This is a genomic window from Rathayibacter sp. PhB1, assembly GCF_004362935.1.
In the GTDB taxonomy this organism is placed as follows: Bacteria; Actinomycetota; Actinomycetes; order Actinomycetales; family Microbacteriaceae; genus Rathayibacter; species Rathayibacter festucae.
Genome location: NZ_SNYD01000006.1, coordinates 170,354 through 188,431, shown reverse-complemented (window position 1 = coordinate 188,431; position 18,078 = coordinate 170,354). Strand labels below are relative to the sequence as shown.

Here is an 18,078-nt window from a genome sequence, read left to right as displayed (position 1 = left end):
GCGGCTAGGATCGTCGCATGCTCCCTCGCCCCGGTGAGCCGACGTCCGGCTCCTCCGCCCGGGCCGCCGAGTCCCGGTCTGTCGAGACGCGGTCCGCAGAGACCCCCTCCGCCGACGGCGGCGCGCGACCGGTCCGGCTCGGCATCCTCGACGACCACGAGCTGCTCCTGGACAGCATGAGCAGCTGGATCGCCGCGAACGCCCCGGACTTCGAGCTCGTCGTCAGCGCCGGCACCTGGATGGAGCTGGTCACCAGCACGGTGTTCCCGACGCAGGTCGTCCTGATGGACTTCGAGCTGAGCGAGCCGATCTCGATCGAGGCGCGGATCCGCACCTGCCGTGCCGCGGGCGCGACCGTGATCGTCCTCGCCGAGCGCGAGGACGACGAGATCCGCGAGCGCTCGCTGCGGGCCGGCGCCGCCCGGCACCTCACGAAGGCGCAGTCGATGCAGGACGTGATGGAGGCGGCGCGCTCGGCCATGGCCATGCGCTCGACCGCGGGGTCCGCCTCGCAGTGGCGACCCCTCCCGATCGGTGTCGCCGCGCAGCAGCGTCCGCGCCTGAGTGCGGGGGAGCTCGAGGCGCTGCGCCACTACGTCGCCGGCGCCAGCACTCCCGAGGTCGCCGCGAGGATGAACGTCCAATTCGAGACGGCGAAGACCTATCTGCGCCGCGTCCGGCAGAAGTACGCCAAGATCGGCCGCCCGGCCAGCCGGCGCGCCGACCTGATCCGGCGGGCGGCGGAGGACGGCCTCCTCGAGTGACCGGCACGACCGCCGACGTCACCACGACCACGACGACCACCACGACCACGACGGCCGCGCCGGGCGCGGCCCGCGGGCACCGCCCGCCCCCGAGCAGAGACAGGACCTGATGGCGAAGCTCTACTTCCGCTACGGCGCGATGAACAGCGGCAAGAGCACCTCGCTCCTGCAGGCCGCGCACAACTACGAGGAGCGCGGGCACCGGGTGCTGCTCGCGAAGCCGGCCGTCGACACCAAGGGCGACGAGCTCATCGTGTCCCGCCTCGGCGTGACCCGTCCGGTGGACATCCTGTTCGAGCCCGACGGCGATCCGGTCGCCGTGTTCTCCGCCGCGCGCGCCCGCGTGCTCGCCGAGACGGCTCGCGACGTCAGCGCGCTGCTCGTCGACGAGGCGCAGTTCCTGCCCGAGTCGCACGTCGACGATCTGCTCCGGATCGCGATCCTCGAGAACGTCCCCGTCCTCGCCTACGGCATCCGGACCGACTTCCGGACCGCCGCGTTCCCCGGAAGCAGGCGGCTTCTCGAGATCGCGCACAGCCTCGAGGAGCTCAAGACGATCTGCCGCTGCGGGCGGAAGGCGATCTTCAACGGCCGGGTGGTCGACGGCCGATTCGTCTTCGACGGCGACCAGGTCGCCATCGACGGGGCCGAGGTCACCTACGAGTCGCTCTGCGGCTCGTGCTACCTGCAGGAGAGCCGCGGCCGACTGCGCGGCTAGCAGTGTCGAGCAGTGCTCATCAGGCGTGACCCGAATGAAACAGGGAAGTGGGTAGCCTTGCGGGCGTGACATCACCGGAAACGCACGCAGGCCTTCCGACGCAGCACGCGAGACCGGGGGGTTCGATGGCTTCGCAGGAGACTCCGCCGAAGCGCCGTCCGTCCTGGGAGCAGGACTACCGCCGGCGCCTCCTCGCCACCGACGTCGTCGCGATCCTCGTCTCGGTCTTCGGCACGCAGCTGTTCTGGTTCGATCTCAACCTGAACTCCGACGTGGGCTTCAACAACCCCGTGGACATCGCCGTCAGCTACACCTGGGTCTCGGTCGTCCTCTCGATCGGCTGGCTCCTCGCCCTGCAGGTCTTCGACACCCGCGACCGCCGCATCGTCGGCACCGGCTACGTCGAGTACCGGCGGATCGTCGACGCCTCCATCTGGCTGTTCGGCATCGTCGCGATCATCGCCTACCTCCTGCAGATCCTGCTGGCGCGCGGCTACATCATCACGGCGTTCCCCGCCGGGATCCTGCTGATCTGCGTCGGCCGCCTGGTCTGGCGCTCCTGGCTGACCCGTCAGCGCAGGGTCGGCCGCTTCTCCAGCCAGGTCGTCCTGCTCGGCTCCCGCGCGAGCGTGCTGCACACCGCGCGCGAGCTCCGGCGCGGCACCGAGGCCGGCTACAAGCTGGTCGGCGCGGTCTCCACCTCCGTCGGCGGCGCCGAGGCCCTCACGAGCGAGGCCGAGCTGGCGGGCCTCTCGCTGCACGGCTTCTCCGGGATCGACGGCGTGCGCGCCGTGATGGACGCGACCGGCGCCGACACCGTCGTCGTCACGAGCTCCGACGAGCTGGCCCCGCAGCGCATCCGCGAGCTCAGCTGGACCCTCGAGCCCGGTCGCGAGCACCTCGTCGTGGCGCCGAGCCTCACCGACATCGGCGGCCCGCGCATCCACACCCGGCCGGTCGCCGGCCTGCCGCTGATCCACGTCGAGACCCCGCGCTTCGACGGCCGCCAGCGCTTCGCGAAGCGGCTGTTCGACATCGCCGCGTCGACGATGCTGATCATCCTCAGCGCGCCCGTGCTGATCGTCGTCGCCGTGCTGGTGAAGACGACCAGCCCGGGCCCGATCCTGTTCCGCCAGGAGCGCATCGGGCTGAACGGATCGACCTTCGAGATGCTGAAGTTCCGCTCGATGGTGGTCGACGCCGAGGCGCGCCTGGCCGAGCTCGCTGCCCAGCAGCGCGACGAGGGCAACAGCATCCTCTTCAAGATGGCCAAGGACCCCCGGGTCACCAAGGTCGGCACCGTCCTCCGCCGCTTCAGCCTCGACGAGCTGCCGCAGTTCCTCAACGTCTTCCGCGGCGACATGTCGCTGATCGGCCCCCGCCCGCCGCTGGCGCGCGAGGTGGAGCAGTACGAGGAGCACGTGCACCGCCGCTTCCTGATGAAGCCCGGCATCACCGGCCTCTGGCAGGTGAGCGGCCGCTCCAACCTCTCGTGGGAGGACACCGTCCGCCTCGACCTCTACTACGTCGAGAACTGGTCGATGACCGGCGACATCGTCATCCTCTTCAAGACCGCGCGCGCGGTCCTGGCGAGGGACGGGGCGTATTGAGCTCCTCCGTGCAGACGGGTGCCGACCGGCCCGGTGACGAGCGATCGGGGCCGGAGCGATCCGGACCACGCAGCATGTCGCTGGTGGTCCTCGAGGTCCCGTTCCGCGTCGAGTTCGGGCCAGGACTGTCCGACGAGGACGTCGCCCGGATCCGGAGGAGCTGGCGCTCCTGCGCCGCCGCCGACAGCGCCGACGCTCGCGTGATCTCGGCCGAGGTGTCGCTCCCCGGCGCGGTCCCGCCGGGCGGCGTCCGGGTCGTCTCGCACTCCGTCGCGCAGCTCGAGGAGTCGCTCACGTCGACGCTCACGCTCGAGGCCATCGGTGAGCGCCGCAGCGACCTCCTGATGCTGCACGCCTGCGGCGTCGCCGCCGACGACGGCCGCGTGCTCGCGTTCGTGGCCGCCTCCGGCACCGGCAAGACGACCGCCTCGCGGGTGCTGGGGGAGCGCTTCGGCTACGTGACGGACGAGACGGTCGCCGTGACTCCCTCCGGCGCCGTGCTGCCCTATCCGAAGCCGCTGTCGGTGAAGCCCGCGAGCGGAAGCGCCCCGAAGGCCCAGCTCTCGCCGGTCGACCTCGGTCTGCGCCCCGTTCCGCATGCGCCGCTCGTGCTGGCCGGGATCGTTCTGCTCGAGCGCCGAGACGGCGTCGACGCGCCCCGCCTCGAGCAGGTGGAGCCGACCGTGGCGATCGACGCCCTGGTGCCCCAGACCTCCTACCTCGCCGCCCGGCCGAGGGCGCTCTCCGCGCTGGTCCGCACGATCACCTCGGTCGGTGGCGCGAAACGACTGGTCTACTCCGAGGCGGCCGACGTGCTCGATCTCGTCGACGGTCTGCTCGCCGCTCCGGTCGAGCCGGCGCCGGCGGTCTGGCAGGACGTCGTCGCGCTCCCGCTCGAGGCGGAGGACGCGGCCCCCGGCGGCTCCCTGCGCCGGGCGGACGTCGACGACGCGCTCGCTCTGCCCAGCGGCGAGCTGCTCGTCTTCCGCCAGAACACGGTGATCCGGCTCGCCGGCATCGGTCCGGTCCTCTGGCGCTCCGCCGCCGGCGGCGCCGATCTGCCCGACCTCGTCGCCGCGGTGCTGGCCGAGCTCGGCGGACCGCCGGAGGGGATCGACGCCTCGGCCGCGGTGTCCGCCGCCGTCGACGAGCTGCTCGGGCTCGGCGTGATCGCGAGAGCGACTCCGCTCCCGCCCACCCCGGAAGGGGTGCACGTCTGACGGTCCCCGAAACGGGGCCGATACACCGGCGTGCAATGATTCTGAAGCCCGTCTCCGGCAGTCGCCGATCGGTCCGGACCAGTGAAGGAACTTGACACTGTGGAACTTAGAGACGTCCTCCGACTTCTCCGCGATCACTGGATCGCCATCGTCGCAGCCGTGCTCCTGGGCACCCTCGTCGCCTACGGCTGGTCGCTGACCCAGAAGCCGCGCTACGCCGCGGAGGCGCAGGGCCTCGTCTCGGCGGCCGTCGCCGATGCCGGGGGAGACCCGAGCCAGGCGATCTACCTCCGCCAGATCGCGGACTCCGTCGCGAAGTCGAGCACCCTCACCTACGTCCCGATCGCGAAGTCGCGGAACGTGGCCGAGATCGTCATCGGCAACCTCGGGCTCGACGTGACCGCGGAGTCGCTGATCACCGCCGTCCAGGTCACGCCCGACCCGGAGTCGCCCATCCTCAACGTCCGCGCGACGGCGTCCACCCCGGAGGGCGCCCGCACCCTCGCCGACGCCTGGATCGACGCGATCGCCATCCGCATCCAGCAGGTGAACCAGGAGTCCGGAGCCGGCGACACCGTCAGCCTCTCCGGAGTCCAGGCGGCCGCGCTGCCGTCCGCGCCCGAGTTCCCGAACGTGCGCCTGGTGCTCGGCGTCGGCGCGCTGGCCGGCCTCGTGCTGGGCCTCGTCTACGCCTTCGTCCGCAACACCCTCGACCGCCGCATCCGCACCGCCGAGGTGGTCGAGCGGCTGTTCGACCTCCCCGTCGTCGGCACGCTCCCCGTCGACAAGCGCCTGAACGAGACCAACCGCATCGTGCCCGAGGCGGACACGACCGACTACGTGAAGTCCGACGGCAAGCACGCGCTCGCCGAGGCGCTGCGCGAGCTGCGCACGAACCTGCAGTTCATGAACGTCGACAGCCCGCCGCGGATCATCGTCGTGACCAGCCCGCTGCCCTCCGACGGCAAGTCGACCGTGACCGCGAACCTCGCGGTGACGCTCGCCGCCTCCGGTCAGCGCACGGTCGTCGTGGACGGCGACCTCCGCAAGCCCACCGTCGCGAAGTCCTTCGGCCTCGTCCCCGGGGTCGGCCTCACCGACCTGCTGATCGGCAAGGCGGAGCTGCAGGACGTGCTCCAGCCCTGGGGTCCCTCCGGCAACCTCTGGATCCTCGGCGCGGGCTCGATCCCGCCGAACCCGAGCGAGCTGCTCGGCTCCAACGGCATGGACATGCTGCTGCACGAGATCGCCCGCGAGGCGATCGTGCTCGTCGACGCCCCGCCGCTGCTGCCCGTGACCGACGGCGCGATCCTCACCGCCCGCACCGACGGCGCCCTCGTCGTCATCTCGGCCGGCCGCACGACGACCGACGAGCTCGGCAAGGCGATCCAGAACCTCGAGCGCGTCAGCGGCCACACCCTCGGCGTCATCCTCAACCGCGTCCCCCCGCGGGGCCAGGTCGGCCGGGGCTACGGCTACTACTACACGAGCTACTACGGCTCGCAGAAGTCGGGCGCGCGTCCGGACGCGGCAGCCGCTCCGGCTCCTGCTCCGGCCCCCAGCGCGGTCTGAGCGGCCGCGGATGACGTTCCCGGGGGACGACGGCCTGCGGCGCGCCCGGCGCGGGTGGCGCCCCGGTGAGGCGGCCTCGACGCCCGCCGCTCCGGTCTTCACCGTCCTCTCGGTCTGCACCGGAAACATCTGCCGCTCGCCGATGGCGGAGCAGCTCCTGCGGGCGCAGCTGGGTGACCTCACCGCGCCGAGCGGAGCGGCGCTCCTCGCCTTCCGCAGCGCGGGCGTGCAGACGCGGGACGGCTACCCGATGGAGCCGACCTCCGCACGCCTGTCCGCCGAGCTCGGCGGCGACCCGTCCGGCCACCTCAGCGCGAAGCTCTCCGACGCCGTCGCGGGCGAGGCCGACCTGATGCTCGCGATGACCCGCGACCACCTCGTCGACGCGTCGCGGAGCCACCCGCCGCTCCTGCTGCGCGGTTTCACCCTGCGCGAGTTCGCCCGCGTGCTCCCCTTCGTCCTCGCCGAGGTGCCGATCCCCGCGGTCGAGGACCCCGCCGCTCGACTGCGCTCGGTGGTGCGGCTCGCCGCGGCGAACCGTGGCCGGGCGCCCCGCGGCGAGGGCGACGACATCGACGATCCGATCGGCCGCAGCGAGAGCACGCACGTCCGCGTCGCTCAGGAGATCGCCGCGGCCGTCCACGACATCTCCCGGGATCTGAGAGCATTGGCGCGGAGCTGACCTCGCGCGTGCCGCGCGGGCTCCCTCCGCTCCACCCGTTCCTCCCTCCTGCAGTCGCCGACGCGACATCGACCCGCCTACGATTCGGAGAAATCCCGTGAAGCTTTCTGTCATTGGTTGCGGCTACCTCGGAGCCGTCCATGCGGCCGCGATGGCCGAGCTCGGACACGACGTCATCGGCATCGACGTGGACCCCGCGAAGATCGAGGCGCTCTCCGCCGGCACCGCTCCGTTCTTCGAGCCCGGTCTGCCCGAGCTGCTCTCCTCGGGCGTGGCCTCCGGCCGCCTCCGCTTCTCGACCGACACGGCCGACGCCGCCGATGCCGCCGTGCACTTCATCGCGGTGGGAACTCCGCAGAAGAAGGGCGAGAACGCGGCCGACATGACCTACGTCGACGCGGCGATCGACGGCATCCTGCCGCTGCTGACGGCGGACTCGCTCGTCGTCGGCAAGTCGACCGTCCCGGTCGGCACCGCCGCCCGCCTCGCCGAGCGGATCGCCGCCAGCGGCGCGACGCTCGCCTGGAACCCGGAGTTCCTCCGCGAGGGCTTCGCCGTCGAGGACACGATCAGCCCGGACCGCCTCGTCTACGGCGTGCCCGCGGGCGCGGCCGGCGAGGCCGCCAAGGCGACCCTCGACGAGGTCTACGCGACGGCTCTGGCCGCCGAGACCCCGCTCGTGGTCACCGACTACGCGACCGCGGAGCTCGTCAAGGTCTCGGCCAACGCCTTCCTCGCCACCAAGATCTCGTTCATCAACGCCATCGCCGAGATCGCCGAGGTCACCGGCGCCGACGTGACCCAGCTGGCCGACGCCATCGGCTACGACGTCCGCATCGGCCGCCGCTTCCTGAACGCCGGCATCGGCTTCGGCGGCGGCTGCCTGCCCAAGGACATCCGCGCCTTCTCCGCCCGCGCCGACGAGCTCGGCGTGGGCGACTCGGTCGCCTTCCTCAAGGAGGTCGACGCGATCAACCTGCGCCGCCGCCAGCGCGTGGTCGACCTCGTCACCGAGGGGCTCGGCGGCTCGGTCGAGGGCAAGAAGATCGCCGTTCTCGGCCTCGCGTTCAAGCCGGAGTCGGACGACGTCCGCGACTCGCCGTCGCTCGACGTGGCGACCCGCTTCCACGACCTCGGCGCCGACGTGGTCGCGACCGACCCCGAGGCGATCGAGAACGCCCGCCGCCGCTACCCCGACATCACCTACACGACCGACGTCGACGAGGCCCTGCGCGAAGCCGACGCCGTCGTGGTCGTCACCGAGTGGAAGCAGTTCCGCGCGATCGACCCCGTCGCCGCGGGCGAGAAGGTGGCCGGGAAGCTCGTGGTCGACGGCCGCAACTGCCTCGACCAGGACGCCTGGCGCGCCGCAGGCTGGGAGTACCGCGGCCTCGGCCGCTGATCCACGGCAGCTGACGGCCGCCCGCTGACCGGCGGCCGCTCCGTTCCACCCGGGGATCGACCCCCGTCACGCCGGAGGGCGGCGGAGCGGGACACGTGCGCGAGCGCGGTCCCGCTCCGCCGCCCTCCGGCGTCGTCGTGCCAGGACTCGTCGGCGCAGGACGACGCCGAGGACCGCGCCGATCGCGGCGCCCGCGGTGTTCGCCAGCACGTCGTGCACGTCAGCGTGGCGCTGGGGCAGCAGCAGGAGCTGCACGGTCTCCACGGCGGCGCTCGTCGCCGCGCCGAGCAGGACGGCGAGCCGCGCCCGGTGCCCGCGGAGGTGCAGCGCCGCGAGCAGTCCGAGCGGGACGAAGAGCAGCACGTTCGCCGTCGCCTCGATCCCGCTGTAGCCGAGGAGCCCGAGGTCGTGGGCGCGGGGCTGTGCGAGGGCCTGCTTCAGCTCGCCGGCGTGCCCGCCGTCGACCGGTGTCGGCCAGAAGACCACGGCGGCGAGGACCAGGGCGTAGGCGAGGGCGACGACGACGGTGAGCCGGGTCGGGGGTCGAGGCACGGTTCTCGTCTCGGCGAGGGTCGCTGCGGCGACGGGAGGGAGCACGTCGTCAGCGACGGCGAGAGCGCCCCAGTCTTCCCGGCTGCGTCGGGCTCCGACGGCCCTGGCGCCGGAACGCGGGCTCCGTGGCGCCGCTTGTCCGTCCGCACTGCGACGTCGCTCTGTCCGTCCGCACTGCGGAAACGACGAAGCCCGGCCGGATCATCGATCCTGGCCGGGCTTCTCACCGGTCGGGGTAGCGGGATTCGAACCCACGACCTCCTCGTCCCGAACGAGGCGCGCTACCAAGCTGCGCCACACCCCGGTGGACTCTTCGCGGTGAACCGCTCACGAGCCTCGTCAATAGTAGCCGATTTCCGCGGCGGTGTCGGACACCGGTCGCGGCGCCTCGAGCGGGACTCCTCGAGCGGGACCGCTCAGGCCACCGGCTCGAGCGTCAGCAGGCTGACCTCGGGGCGGCAGGCGAAGCGCACCGGCGCGTAGATCGAGGTGCCCACTCCCGCGGAGACGTTGAGGAAGGAGCTGTGCAGGCCGTTGTCCCAGCTGGAGAAGCCGGAGACCTTGTCGCGGGGGATGTCGCAGTTGGTCACCAGCGCGCCGAAGCCGGGCACGCAGACCTGACCGCCGTGGGTGTGGCCCGCGAGGATCACCTCCGCCCCCCGCGCGACGAAGTCGTCCAGGACGCGCTGGTAGGGCGCGTGCGCGACGCCGATGCTCACGCCGGCCGGCTCCTCGGCCGAGGCCCGCAGCTCGTCCACGGCGCCCGCCACGAGGTCGATCCGGTCCAGGCCGATGTGCGGGTCGTCGACGCCGAAGACCTCAACGCGGGTGCCGCGGACGGTGAGGGCGTGCGCGGTGTTGTTGAGGTCCTGCCAGCCCAGCTCGTCGGTGAAGAATCCGGTCAGTGCGGCGGTGTCGAGGTCGCTGGCGTTGCGCGCGGGGTTCTTCGACGGGCCTCGGAAGTAGCGCAGCGGGTTCTTCACCCGGGGGCCGAAGTAGTCGTTCGAGCCGTGGACGAAGACGCCGGGCACGCCGGCGAAGGGCTCGAGGGCACGGCGGATGCCGAGGACGCCGTCGCGGTGCCCGAGGTTGTCGCCGGTGCCCACGACGAGGTCGGGGGCCAGGGCGGTGAGCGAGCGCAGCCAGTCCTGCTTCTTCGTCTGCCACGGCGCCATGTGCAGGTCGGAGAAGTGCAGGATCCGGAGCGGTGCGGAGCCCGCGGGCAGGACGGGCACCGACTCGTGGCGGACCGTGAACATCGTCCGCTCGACGGCGATGCCCCAGACGGCGGCGGCGCTCCCGACGGCGGCGGCGGCCGCGAGGGCCGTGGTGAGGGGGCGAGCGCTGCTGCGTCCGGTCATGGATCCTTCTCTCGTCGGGGCGGTGCCGCGGGAGCGGCCGCGTACAGTCTGCCCGACGCGGCCCGGGGGACCGCCCGGGTTCAGCCGCCCGGCGGCGGGGTGGACGGACCGGCGCTGATCTGCAGTGAGATCGCCGCGCCGCGGGCGAGTCGGGAGCCGGCCGGCGGGTTCGACTGGGCGACGGAGCCGGCGGGCCGGTCGGACGGCACCCGCGTCGGGTCGACCGAGACGACGAAGCCGAGCTCGCGCAGGCGCGCAGTGGCGGCGGCGGGGTTCTGGCCGGTCACCTCCGGGACCGCCTGCTGCGGCGCGTCGACGAGCGACTGCTGGGGCGAGGGGAAGGCCGAGCCGCCGTACTTCTGATCGGCGACGCGCATGATCCGCGGCCAGATCTGGTGGCGCACCTGCCCGGCGTTGACCCGGTTGAGGCTGAAGCCGCGCATCGAGGTGAAGCCGCTGACGTTGCCGACCCAGGTGGCGGTGGCGACCTCGGTGCTGGCACCGACCATCCAGGTGTGGACCGCGTTGTCGGTGGTGCCGGTCTTGCCGATGTGCGGGACGCCGGTGCCGGTCGCGGAGGCGCGGCCGGTGCCGCCCGTCATCACCTGCTGCAGGGCGAAGTCGGCGGTCGCGGCGACCTCCTCCGACAGGCCCTGCGTGCAGGCGCTCGCGGGCGGGGCGACGTCGGCGCCGCTGCGGTCGACGATCCGGTCGATCGCGATCGGCGTGCAGACGGTGCCCTTGTTGGCGAAGCCGGCGAACGCGGTCGCCATCGTCAGCGGGGCGATCTCGTTGGTGCCGAGGATGGTCGGCGCGAACTTCTGCAGCTCGGTGCCGTCGGCGCGGTGCACGCCCATCGCGAGCGCGGTGTTGCGGATGCCGCAGAGGTCGAGCTGCTGCGCCATCGCGGCGAAGCCGGTGTTGATCGAGCCCTTGGTCGCGTCGAGCGCGGAGTAGACGCCGCCGTTGCCGCCCTCGTCGTTCTTGGGGTCCCAGGGCTCGCCGCCGTAGTAGGTGCCGTCCGGCTCGCAGCTGTCGCGGAAGGTCGTGTACGCGCGACGGGTGCCGTCGACGGTCTCGTTCAGGGCCCGGCCCTCCTGCAGCCATTCGGCGAGGGTGAAGACCTTGTAGGTCGAGCCGACCTGGAAGCCGCTGGAGCCGCCGTAGCCGAAGTCGGTGCTGTAGTTGACGCTGGTGTAGTTGGCGCCGCTGACATCGGGGTCGTTCGAGTAGTCCTTGTTCTGCGTCATCGCGAGGATGCGGCCGGTGCCGACCTCGACCGAGACGCTCGCGCTGCCGATGTCGACCCGGGCCATCGACTTCGGCACCCAGTCCTCGGTGGCGGCGACCGCGGCCTCCTGCAGATCGGAGTCGAGGGTCGTGTAGATCTGGTAGCCGCCGCGCTTGAAGGTCGCGTCGCGCTCGTCCTGGCTGGCGCCGAAGGCGTCGTCGTTCTTGATCACCCAGGTCACGTAGTCGCAGAAGTAGGCCGCGATGCCGGCGGTCTGGCAGCCGGTGCTCGGCTCCGTGATCGCGGGGACGACCGGCGTCGCGGACGCCTCGGCGATCTGCTCCGGGGTGACCTTCGACTCGATCCCCATCCGGGTCAGGATGTAGTTGCGGCGGTTGAGCGTCTCGGGGTACCCCTCCACCGCGAGGTTGGCCGGGTCGTCCGGGCGATCGAAGCGGAACTTCTCGGGGTTGTTCACGATCGCGATCAGGGCGGCGGACTGCGCGAGGGTGAGGTCGCGCGCGCTGGTGTCGAAGTAGTACCGCGCCGCCGCCTCGATGCCGTAGACGGTGCCGCCGAAGAGCGCGATGTTGAGGTAGCCGAGCAGGATGTCGTTCTTCGGGTACTCCTTCTCGAGCCCGATCGAGAGGCGCATCTCGGCGACCTTGCGCTCGGCCGTGGTCTCGGTGGCCTCGCGGTAGGCGGCGTCGCGCTCGATCGGGTCGGAGAGCGCCTCCGCCTTCTGCACGAGCACGTTCTTGACGTACTGCTGGGTGATCGACGAGCCGCCCTGCACGTTGCCGCCGGAGGCGACCGTGGCCGCGGCGCGGATCGTGCCGAGCAGGTCGATGCCGCCGTGCTCGTAGAAGCGCGGGTCCTCCGAGGCGACGACCGCGTCCTTGACGAAGGGGGAGATGTCGTCCCAGCCGACCTCCACGCGGTTCTGCGCGTAGAACGAGGCGAGGAGCACGTCCTGGCCGTCCGCGCCCTTCGCGTAGACGTCGCTCTTCTCGGCGAGCGTGCCGATCTCGAGGTAGCCCGGGAGGTTGTCGAACATGGTGACCGTGTTGTTCGCGGCCATCCCGCCGAGCGCGATCGCCGGAGTGACCGACGCCGCGACGAGGACTCCGGCGATGACGCTCATGGCGACGATCCCGATCAGTCCTCCGACCGCGGCGCCGATGGACGTGACGACCCTGTTCCCGACTGCCCCCGACATAGAATCAGCGTAACCGCCGCTCCTGACACCGGACGCGGCGCTCGACCCGCCGGCGCCGGCTCCTCCGGGTGCGGACCGCCCGGCACCCGCACCCCTGCCTCACGAGGAGAGCCATGTCCGTCCCCCGCTGGGAATACATCACGACGCCGCTGATGATCCACAACACCACCGCGATCCTGAACACCTGGGGCTCCGAGGGCTGGGAGCTGGTGCAGATCGTCACCGGTCCCGAGGGCGGGCTCGTGGCCTACCTCAAGCGCCCGGTCGCCGAGGCCGGCGCGTGATCGCCCAGCGCCTGGCCGAGCTGGGCATCGAGCTCCCCGCGGTCGCGGTGCCGGCCGGCGCCTACATCCCGGCCGTGGTCGAGGGGAACCTGGTCTTCACGGCCGGGCAGATCCCGTTCGTCGACGGCGCGCTGCCGGCGACCGGCAAGGTCGGCGCGGGCGTCGAGCCCGAGGTCGCGAAGGACCTGGCCCGCGTCTGCGCCCTGAACGCGCTCGCGGCGATCGCCGACGTGATCGGCTCGCTCGACCGCGTGACCCGCATCGTCAAGGTGACCGGCTTCGTCGCCTCCGCGCCCGGCTTCAACGGCCAGCCCGGCGTCATCAACGGCGCCTCCGAGGTGCTCGGCGAGATCTTCGGCGAGGCGGGCCGGCACGCGCGCTCGGCCGTCGGCGTGGCGGAGCTCCCGCTCGACGCACCGGTCGAGGTCGAGCTGATCGTCGCCTTCGCCTGAGCCGGATCCCGGCTCGACGCCGAAGGGCGCCGCTCTCCCTCGGGAGGCGACGCCCTTCGGCGTTCGAGGCTCAGCACGCTGCGGCTCGGCCCTCAGCGGCTCGGCCGTCCGGGGCTCAGTCGTCGGCGGCGACCGCGGAGGAGATGACGGACATCACCTGCGTGTCGGCGAGCGTGGTCGTGTCGCCGACGGCCCGGCCCTCGGCCACGTCGCGCAGGAGCCGGCGCATGATCTTGCCGGAGCGGGTCTTCGGCAGCTCCTGGACGATGAAGATGCGCTTCGGCCGGGCGATCGCGCCGATGTGCTCGGCGACGTGCGCCTTGAGCGTCGCCTCGAGCTCGTCGTGGCCGCTGGCGAGCGCCTCCGCCTGGCTCGCCTTGGCGATGACGAAGGCGACGACGGACTGGCCGGTCGTCTCGTCCGCCGCGCCCACCACGGCCGCCTCGGCGACCACCGGGTGCGAGACGAGGGCCGACTCGATCTCGGCCGTCGACAGGCGGTGGCCGGAGATGTTCATCACGTCGTCGACGCGGCCGAGCAGCCAGAGGTCGCCGTCCTCGTCGAGCCGGGCGCCGTCGCCGGCGAAGTAGCGGTCGCCGAACTTCGACCAGTAGGTCTCGACGTAGCGGTCCGGGTCTCCCCAGATGCCGCGCAGCATCGACGGCCAGGGCTCGGTGATGACCAGCAGCCCGCCGGAGCCCGCGCCGACCGGGGCGCCGGAGTCGTCGACGACGTCGATCGAGATCCCGGGGACGGGGACCTGCGCCGAGCCCGGCTTCAGGGTCGTGACGCCGGGCAGGGGCGAGACCATGATCGCGCCGGTCTCGGTCTGCCACCAGGTGTCGACGATCGGGGTGCGGCCGCCGCCGATGACGTCGCGGTACCAGATCCAGGCCTCGGGGTTGATCGGCTCGCCGACCGAGCCGAGCAGGCGGAGGCTCGAGAGGTCGAAGCGCTGCGGGATCTGCCGGCCGAGCTTCATGAAGGTGCGGATCGCCGTGGGGGCGGCGTAGAGGATCGTGACGCCGTGCTTCTCGATGATCTCCCACCAGCGTCCGGCGTGCGGGGTGTCGGGCGTGCCCTCGTACATCACCTGGGTGGCGCCGTTCGCGAGCGGTCCGTAGACCACGTAGCTGTGCCCGGTGATCCAGCCGACGTCGGCGGTGCACCAGTAGACGTCGGTCTCGGGCTTGAGATCGAAGACCGTGCGGTGGGTGTACGCGACCTGGGTGAGATAGCCGCCGCTGGTGTGCAGGATGCCCTTCGGCTTCCCGGTCGTGCCGCTCGTGTAGAGGATGAACAGCGACTGCTCGGCGGGGAACGGCCGCGCGACGTGGTCGGCGTCCACCGCGACGATCTCCTCGTGCCACCACAGGTCGCGGCCGGCGCTCCACTCGACGGTGTTGCCGCCGCGGCGGACGACGAGGACGTGCTCGACGCTCGACGTGCCGCCGTCCAGCGCCAGCGCCGCGTCGACCGCGGGCTTGAGCGGGAAGACCGAGCCCTTCCGCCAGCCCCCGTCGGCGGTGACGACGAGCTTCGCCTCGGCGTCGTCGATCCGCGCGCGCAGGCTCTCGGCGCTGAAGCCGCCGAAGACGACCGAGTGCACGGCGCCGAGCCGGGCGACCGCGAGCATCGCGATGACGGCCTCGGGGATCATCGGGAGGTAGATCGCGACGCGGTCGCCGGCCTGCACGCCCAGGCTCGTGAAGAGGTTGGCCGCGCGCTTCACCTCGGCGGTGAGCTCGGCGTAGGTTAGGTCGCGGCTGTCGCCGGGCTCGCCCTCCCAGTGGATCGCGACGCGGTCGCCGTGACCGGCCAGCACGTGCCGGTCGAGGCAGTTGTAGGCGACGTTGAGCTCGCCGTCGTCGAACCAGCGCGCGAAGGGCGGCTCGCTCCAGTCGAGGGTGCGCGTGAACGGCCGGTGCCAGTGCAGCAGCTCGCGGCTGCGGTCGGCCCAGAAGGCGAGGCGGTCGGCGGCGGCCTGCTCGGCCTGCCCGGCGGTCGCGGCGGCGTCGGCGGCGAACTCGGCGGGCGGCGGGAAGCGGCGCGTCTCCTGCTGGAGGCTGTCGATGGCGCTCGAGCCTGCGGCCCCGGACGCGTCGAGGGGTGTGGACATCTGCGATTCGCTCCTTCGCGAGTGCGACGTGCGCCGGCCGGCGTGGTCGGTTCCGGACCACCGTAGCGTCCGGCTCTCGGGTGGGGAGGGGACGACGCGAAGCTGACCGTCCGGCGGGGTTTCGTGAAGAGTCGGCTCAGAACGCGGATCCGACTTGGCGAAATCGCCTCCGTGCCCTAACGTTGCATACGGCCGAATGAACTTCGGCTCAGCGGCGCGAGTGATTCCCCCCAATCCAGCGCCGCCGAGGCGGCACCTGTTCCCCCCAATGGGTGCCGCCCCCTTCTCTTCCCTCCGCTGGTCGAGCGTCCCGCTCCCCCGGAGGATCCGCACGGCCGCTGGCCGGCCGCATCTTCGGCCCGCGAGAGCACGCTGGGCACGCTGGACAGGCCGGTTCCGGCGAGCCGGGGCGTGGATCGCGAGCCCGACGTCCGCTTGGTAGACCTCCGGCTCGCGGAAACGCCTCCGGCACGCCCGATCAGCCGGTTTCAGCGTGCCGGGGCCCGAATCGCGTGCCCGAGCTTCGACCGGTGGACCTCCGGCTCGCGGAATCGACGCCGGCACGCCGGATCGGCCGGTTCCGGCGAGCCGGGGCGCGGACCGCGTGCCGGAGTTCGGAGCGGCGCACCCTCGGCTCGCGAGAACGCCCTCGGGCCGGAGCTCGTCGCTCCTCCCCAGGGGCGTCCTCGGCGCTGACGTCCACCGATGCGGTCCTCGGCGCGCCACCGGAGGGCGCGCGCTCCTACCGTTCCCGGATGACCACCGGTTTCGTCCCGCTCGTTCCCGCCGCCTATCGCCCGGACGCACCTCGCCCGCCGGGTGAGGACGACGGCGGTGCACCGCGAACGGCGCCGGTCCGTCCGGCGGCGGCGGCGCTCGGCCTGCTCGCGCCGTTCGCCGCCGATCCGGCGGTGACCGACCTCTTCGTCAACGGCGACTCCGGTCTCTGGCTCGACCGCGGTGGCGGGGCGGTCCGCGTCCCCTCCTGGACGCTCGACGCCGCGGGCGCCAGGAGACTCGCGGTGTCGCTGGTCGCGGCCGGCGGACGGCACGTCGACGAGGCGAGCCCGTGCGTGGACGTGCGGCTGAAGCACGGCGTCCGCGTGCACGTGGTGCTGCCGCCGGTCGCGACGGCGGGGACGCTGATCTCGGTGCGTGTGCCGCGGGCCGATGCCTGGAGTCTCGACGAGCTGCACGCGGCGGGGATGCTCGACGACGCGGGACGCGGCCTGCTGCGCCGCGCCGTCGCCGCGCGCTGGAACCTGCTCGTCACCGGTGCCGGCGGATCGGGCAAGACCACGCTCCTCGGCGCCCTCCTCGGCTGCGCGCCGCCGCACGAGCGCCTGGTCGTGATCGAGGACGTCGGCGAGCTGCGGCCCGCGCATCCGCACGTCGTCTCGCTCGAGGCGCGCCAGCCGAACCTCGAGGGCGCGGGCGGCGTCGGCCTCGACCGTCTGGTCCGCGAGGCTCTGCGGATGCGGCCGGACCGGCTCGTCCTCGGCGAGTGCCGCGGCGTGGAGCTGCGCGATCTGCTGTCCGCGCTGAACACCGGGCACGACGGCGGCGCGGGGACGCTGCACGCCAACTCGCTCGCCGACGTCCCCGCGCGGCTGGAGGCGCTCGGGTCGCTCGCCGGGATGGGGCCGGAGGCGGTCGCGCGGCAGACGGTCAGCGCGATCGACCTGGTGCTGCACCTCGAACGGCGGAGCGGCCGGCGCCGGCTCGCGGCCTCGGGCTGCTTCCGGCTCGATCGCGCCGGGCGGCTCCGGATCGAGGAGGGCGCCGTGCCGCAGCGGGGCTCGCCGTGAAGCGCGGGGAGGGGGTCGACGAGGTCGCGGCCGTGGTGCACCGCCTCTCGGTGCTGCTCGCGGCGGGCGTCGCGCCGGCGTCGGCGCTGGCGCACCTCGCGGCGTCGGACGACTCGGAGGCGGCGGGTGCCGCGCGACGTCGTCGGCTGCTGCGCGCGGTGGCGGTCGAGGCGGCGCGCGGCGGGGACGTGACGGCGGCGCTCCTGGCGGGCGTGCCCGCCTCCCGCCGAGAAGAGGGGCGGGGGGAGGGCGAGCGGGCCCCTCGCCGCAGGGCAGGCGCCGCGCGGCCTTCGCGTGATCGCGGCGAGGAGACGGCCTGGGCGGCCCTGGCCGCCTGCTGGCGGGTCGCCGCGGACTCCGGGGCGCCGATCGCCGCGGCCCTCGGCGAGCTGGCCGAGTCCCTCCGGGAGCTCGGCCGGGCGCGGCGCGACATCGAGGTCGCCCTGGCGGGGCCGCTCGCGACGAGCCGGGTGGTCGGCGGGCTGCCGCTGGTGGCGCTCGGCTTCGGCACGCTGCTGGGCTTCGATGTGCTGGGTGTGCTGATCGGGACGGTGCCGGGACTCGTCTGTCTGGTGGGCGGGCTCGGGCTGATGCTCGGTGCCGCGGCGTGGACGCGCCGGCTCGTCCGCGGCGCCGGCCCGGGGGACCCGGCACCGGGGCTGGCGCTCGACCTGCTCGCGGTCGCGCTCGCGGGCGGGGGATCGATCGGGGGCGGGCGGGAGCGGGTGCTGGCGGCGCTCGCCGAGTGCGGGCTCGCGTCGGGGCCGCCCGCGCTCGCCGCGGCGGAGCCCGTGCTCGCGCTCTCGAGCGCGGCAGGGGTGCCCGCGGGCCGGCTGCTGCGCAGCGAGGCGGCACTGGCGCGGGTGCGGGCCGCGTCCGAGGCGCGGGAGCGGGCGGCGAGGCTCGGTGTGACGCTGCTGCTGCCGCTCGGAGTCTGCGTGCTGCCGGCGTTCCTCCTGCTGGGCGTGGCTCCGATGATGATCTCGGTGCTGCTGTCGACGTTCGCGGGGCAGCGGTGAGCGGTCCCGCGGGAGCTCTCCACAGGCCCCTCCTCTCTCCTCTTGTCCACCGTTCGCGAGCTCGC

Annotated in this window: 15 protein-coding genes and 1 tRNA gene; 11 read left to right on the top strand and 5 right to left on the bottom strand. The window is 73.0% G+C overall.

Annotated elements, in window-relative coordinates:
* Window positions 1–17 precede the first annotated feature (17 nt).
* The 7 genes from EDF17_RS16430 (at window position 18) to EDF17_RS16400 (ending at window position 7,968) form a co-directional block, all read left to right on the top strand.
* A complete protein-coding gene (locus EDF17_RS16430; RefSeq protein ID WP_123447697.1) occupies window positions 18–764 on the top strand; it encodes a response regulator transcription factor in 747 nt (248 codons plus the stop codon).
* A gap of 109 nt (window positions 765–873) precedes the next feature.
* A complete protein-coding gene (locus EDF17_RS16425) occupies window positions 874–1,482 on the top strand; it encodes a thymidine kinase (RefSeq protein ID WP_123447696.1) in 609 nt (202 codons plus the stop codon).
* Window positions 1,483–1,607: 125 nt separating this feature from the next.
* Window positions 1,608–3,092 carry a sugar transferase gene (locus EDF17_RS16420; protein ID WP_123447695.1) on the top strand — a complete coding sequence of 495 codons (1,485 nt, stop codon included), beginning with the start codon at window positions 1,608–1,610 and terminating at the stop codon, window positions 3,090–3,092.
* A gap of 83 nt (window positions 3,093–3,175) precedes the next feature.
* Window positions 3,176–4,312, top strand: coding sequence for a hypothetical protein (locus EDF17_RS16415; RefSeq protein WP_133672118.1), 1,137 nt, complete (start codon window positions 3,176–3,178; stop codon window positions 4,310–4,312).
* A 99-nt stretch (window positions 4,313–4,411) separates the two neighbouring features.
* Window positions 4,412–5,884 carry a polysaccharide biosynthesis tyrosine autokinase gene (locus EDF17_RS16410; RefSeq protein WP_166649719.1) on the top strand — a complete coding sequence of 491 codons (1,473 nt, stop codon included), beginning with the start codon at window positions 4,412–4,414 and terminating at the stop codon, window positions 5,882–5,884.
* 10 nt (window positions 5,885–5,894) lie between these two features.
* Window positions 5,895–6,566: a low molecular weight phosphatase family protein gene (locus tag EDF17_RS16405; protein ID WP_123447692.1), complete on the top strand. Its 672-nt coding sequence runs from the start codon at window positions 5,895–5,897 to the stop codon at window positions 6,564–6,566.
* Window positions 6,567–6,663: 97 nt separating this feature from the next.
* Window positions 6,664–7,968: a UDP-glucose/GDP-mannose dehydrogenase family protein gene (locus tag EDF17_RS16400; RefSeq protein ID WP_123447691.1), complete on the top strand. Its 1,305-nt coding sequence runs from the start codon at window positions 6,664–6,666 to the stop codon at window positions 7,966–7,968.
* 66 nt (window positions 7,969–8,034) lie between these two features.
* Here EDF17_RS16400 and EDF17_RS16395 read toward each other — a convergent pair whose 3' ends face one another.
* The 4 genes from EDF17_RS16395 to EDF17_RS16380 form a co-directional block, all read right to left on the bottom strand.
* Complete coding sequence (locus EDF17_RS16395) at window positions 8,035–8,520, bottom strand: VanZ family protein (RefSeq protein ID WP_166649718.1); 486 nt, start codon at window positions 8,518–8,520, stop codon at window positions 8,035–8,037.
* 230 nt (window positions 8,521–8,750) lie between these two features.
* Window positions 8,751–8,824, bottom strand: a tRNA-Pro gene (locus EDF17_RS16390).
* Window positions 8,825–8,936: 112 nt separating this feature from the next.
* Window positions 8,937–9,881 carry a metallophosphoesterase gene (locus tag EDF17_RS16385; RefSeq protein ID WP_123447689.1) on the bottom strand — a complete coding sequence of 315 codons (945 nt, stop codon included), beginning with the start codon at window positions 9,879–9,881 and terminating at the stop codon, window positions 8,937–8,939.
* Between the two features lie 80 nt (window positions 9,882–9,961).
* Window positions 9,962–12,331 carry a transglycosylase domain-containing protein gene (locus tag EDF17_RS16380; RefSeq protein WP_123447688.1) on the bottom strand — a complete coding sequence of 790 codons (2,370 nt, stop codon included), beginning with the start codon at window positions 12,329–12,331 and terminating at the stop codon, window positions 9,962–9,964.
* Between the two features lie 113 nt (window positions 12,332–12,444).
* On the opposite strand from EDF17_RS16380, the gene EDF17_RS19970 reads away from it, so the two are divergent.
* The gene (locus EDF17_RS19970; protein WP_164861113.1) at window positions 12,445–12,615 is read left to right on the top strand and encodes a hypothetical protein; all 171 of its coding nucleotides are present in this window, start codon (window positions 12,445–12,447) and stop codon (window positions 12,613–12,615) included.
* Window positions 12,612–13,067 carry a RidA family protein gene (locus EDF17_RS16375; protein WP_208110633.1) on the top strand — a complete coding sequence of 152 codons (456 nt, stop codon included), beginning with the start codon at window positions 12,612–12,614 and terminating at the stop codon, window positions 13,065–13,067. The genes EDF17_RS19970 and EDF17_RS16375 overlap by 4 nt, the downstream gene beginning before the upstream one ends.
* A 115-nt stretch (window positions 13,068–13,182) precedes the next feature.
* On the opposite strand, the gene acs is transcribed toward EDF17_RS16375, so the two are convergent.
* The gene (acs, locus tag EDF17_RS16370) at window positions 13,183–15,186 is read right to left on the bottom strand and encodes an acetate--CoA ligase (RefSeq protein ID WP_123447687.1); all 2,004 of its coding nucleotides are present in this window, start codon (window positions 15,184–15,186) and stop codon (window positions 13,183–13,185) included.
* Window positions 15,187–15,941: 755 nt separating this feature from the next.
* Here acs and EDF17_RS16365 point away from each other — a divergent pair.
* Window positions 15,942–16,994 (top strand): TadA family conjugal transfer-associated ATPase, encoded by a 1,053-nt coding sequence (locus EDF17_RS16365; RefSeq protein ID WP_123447686.1) that lies wholly within the window; start codon window positions 15,942–15,944, stop codon window positions 16,992–16,994.
* Entirely contained in the window at window positions 16,991–18,013 is a 1,023-nt protein-coding gene (locus EDF17_RS16360) for a type II secretion system F family protein (protein WP_123447685.1), read from the top strand. Before EDF17_RS16365 ends, EDF17_RS16360 begins: the two co-directional genes overlap by 4 nt.
* The last annotated feature ends 65 nt before the right edge of the window (window positions 18,014–18,078 follow it).

Coding starts and splice junctions, on each gene's coding strand:
- acs (WP_123447687.1), bottom strand. CDS start 15,186: ATGTCCACACCCCTCGACGCGTCCGGGGCCGCAGGCTCGAGCGCCATC.
- EDF17_RS16430 (WP_123447697.1), top strand. CDS start 18: ATGCTCCCTCGCCCCGGTGAGCCGACGTCCGGCTCCTCCGCCCGGGCC.
- EDF17_RS16405 (WP_123447692.1), top strand. CDS start 5,895: ATGACGTTCCCGGGGGACGACGGCCTGCGGCGCGCCCGGCGCGGGTGG.
- EDF17_RS16380 (WP_123447688.1), bottom strand. CDS start 12,331: ATGTCGGGGGCAGTCGGGAACAGGGTCGTCACGTCCATCGGCGCCGCG.
- EDF17_RS16420 (WP_123447695.1), top strand. CDS start 1,608: ATGGCTTCGCAGGAGACTCCGCCGAAGCGCCGTCCGTCCTGGGAGCAG.
- EDF17_RS16385 (WP_123447689.1), bottom strand. CDS start 9,881: ATGACCGGACGCAGCAGCGCTCGCCCCCTCACCACGGCCCTCGCGGCC.
- EDF17_RS19970 (WP_164861113.1), top strand. CDS start 12,445: ATGTCCGTCCCCCGCTGGGAATACATCACGACGCCGCTGATGATCCAC.
- EDF17_RS16365 (WP_123447686.1), top strand. CDS start 15,942: ATGACCACCGGTTTCGTCCCGCTCGTTCCCGCCGCCTATCGCCCGGAC.
- EDF17_RS16425 (WP_123447696.1), top strand. CDS start 874: ATGGCGAAGCTCTACTTCCGCTACGGCGCGATGAACAGCGGCAAGAGC.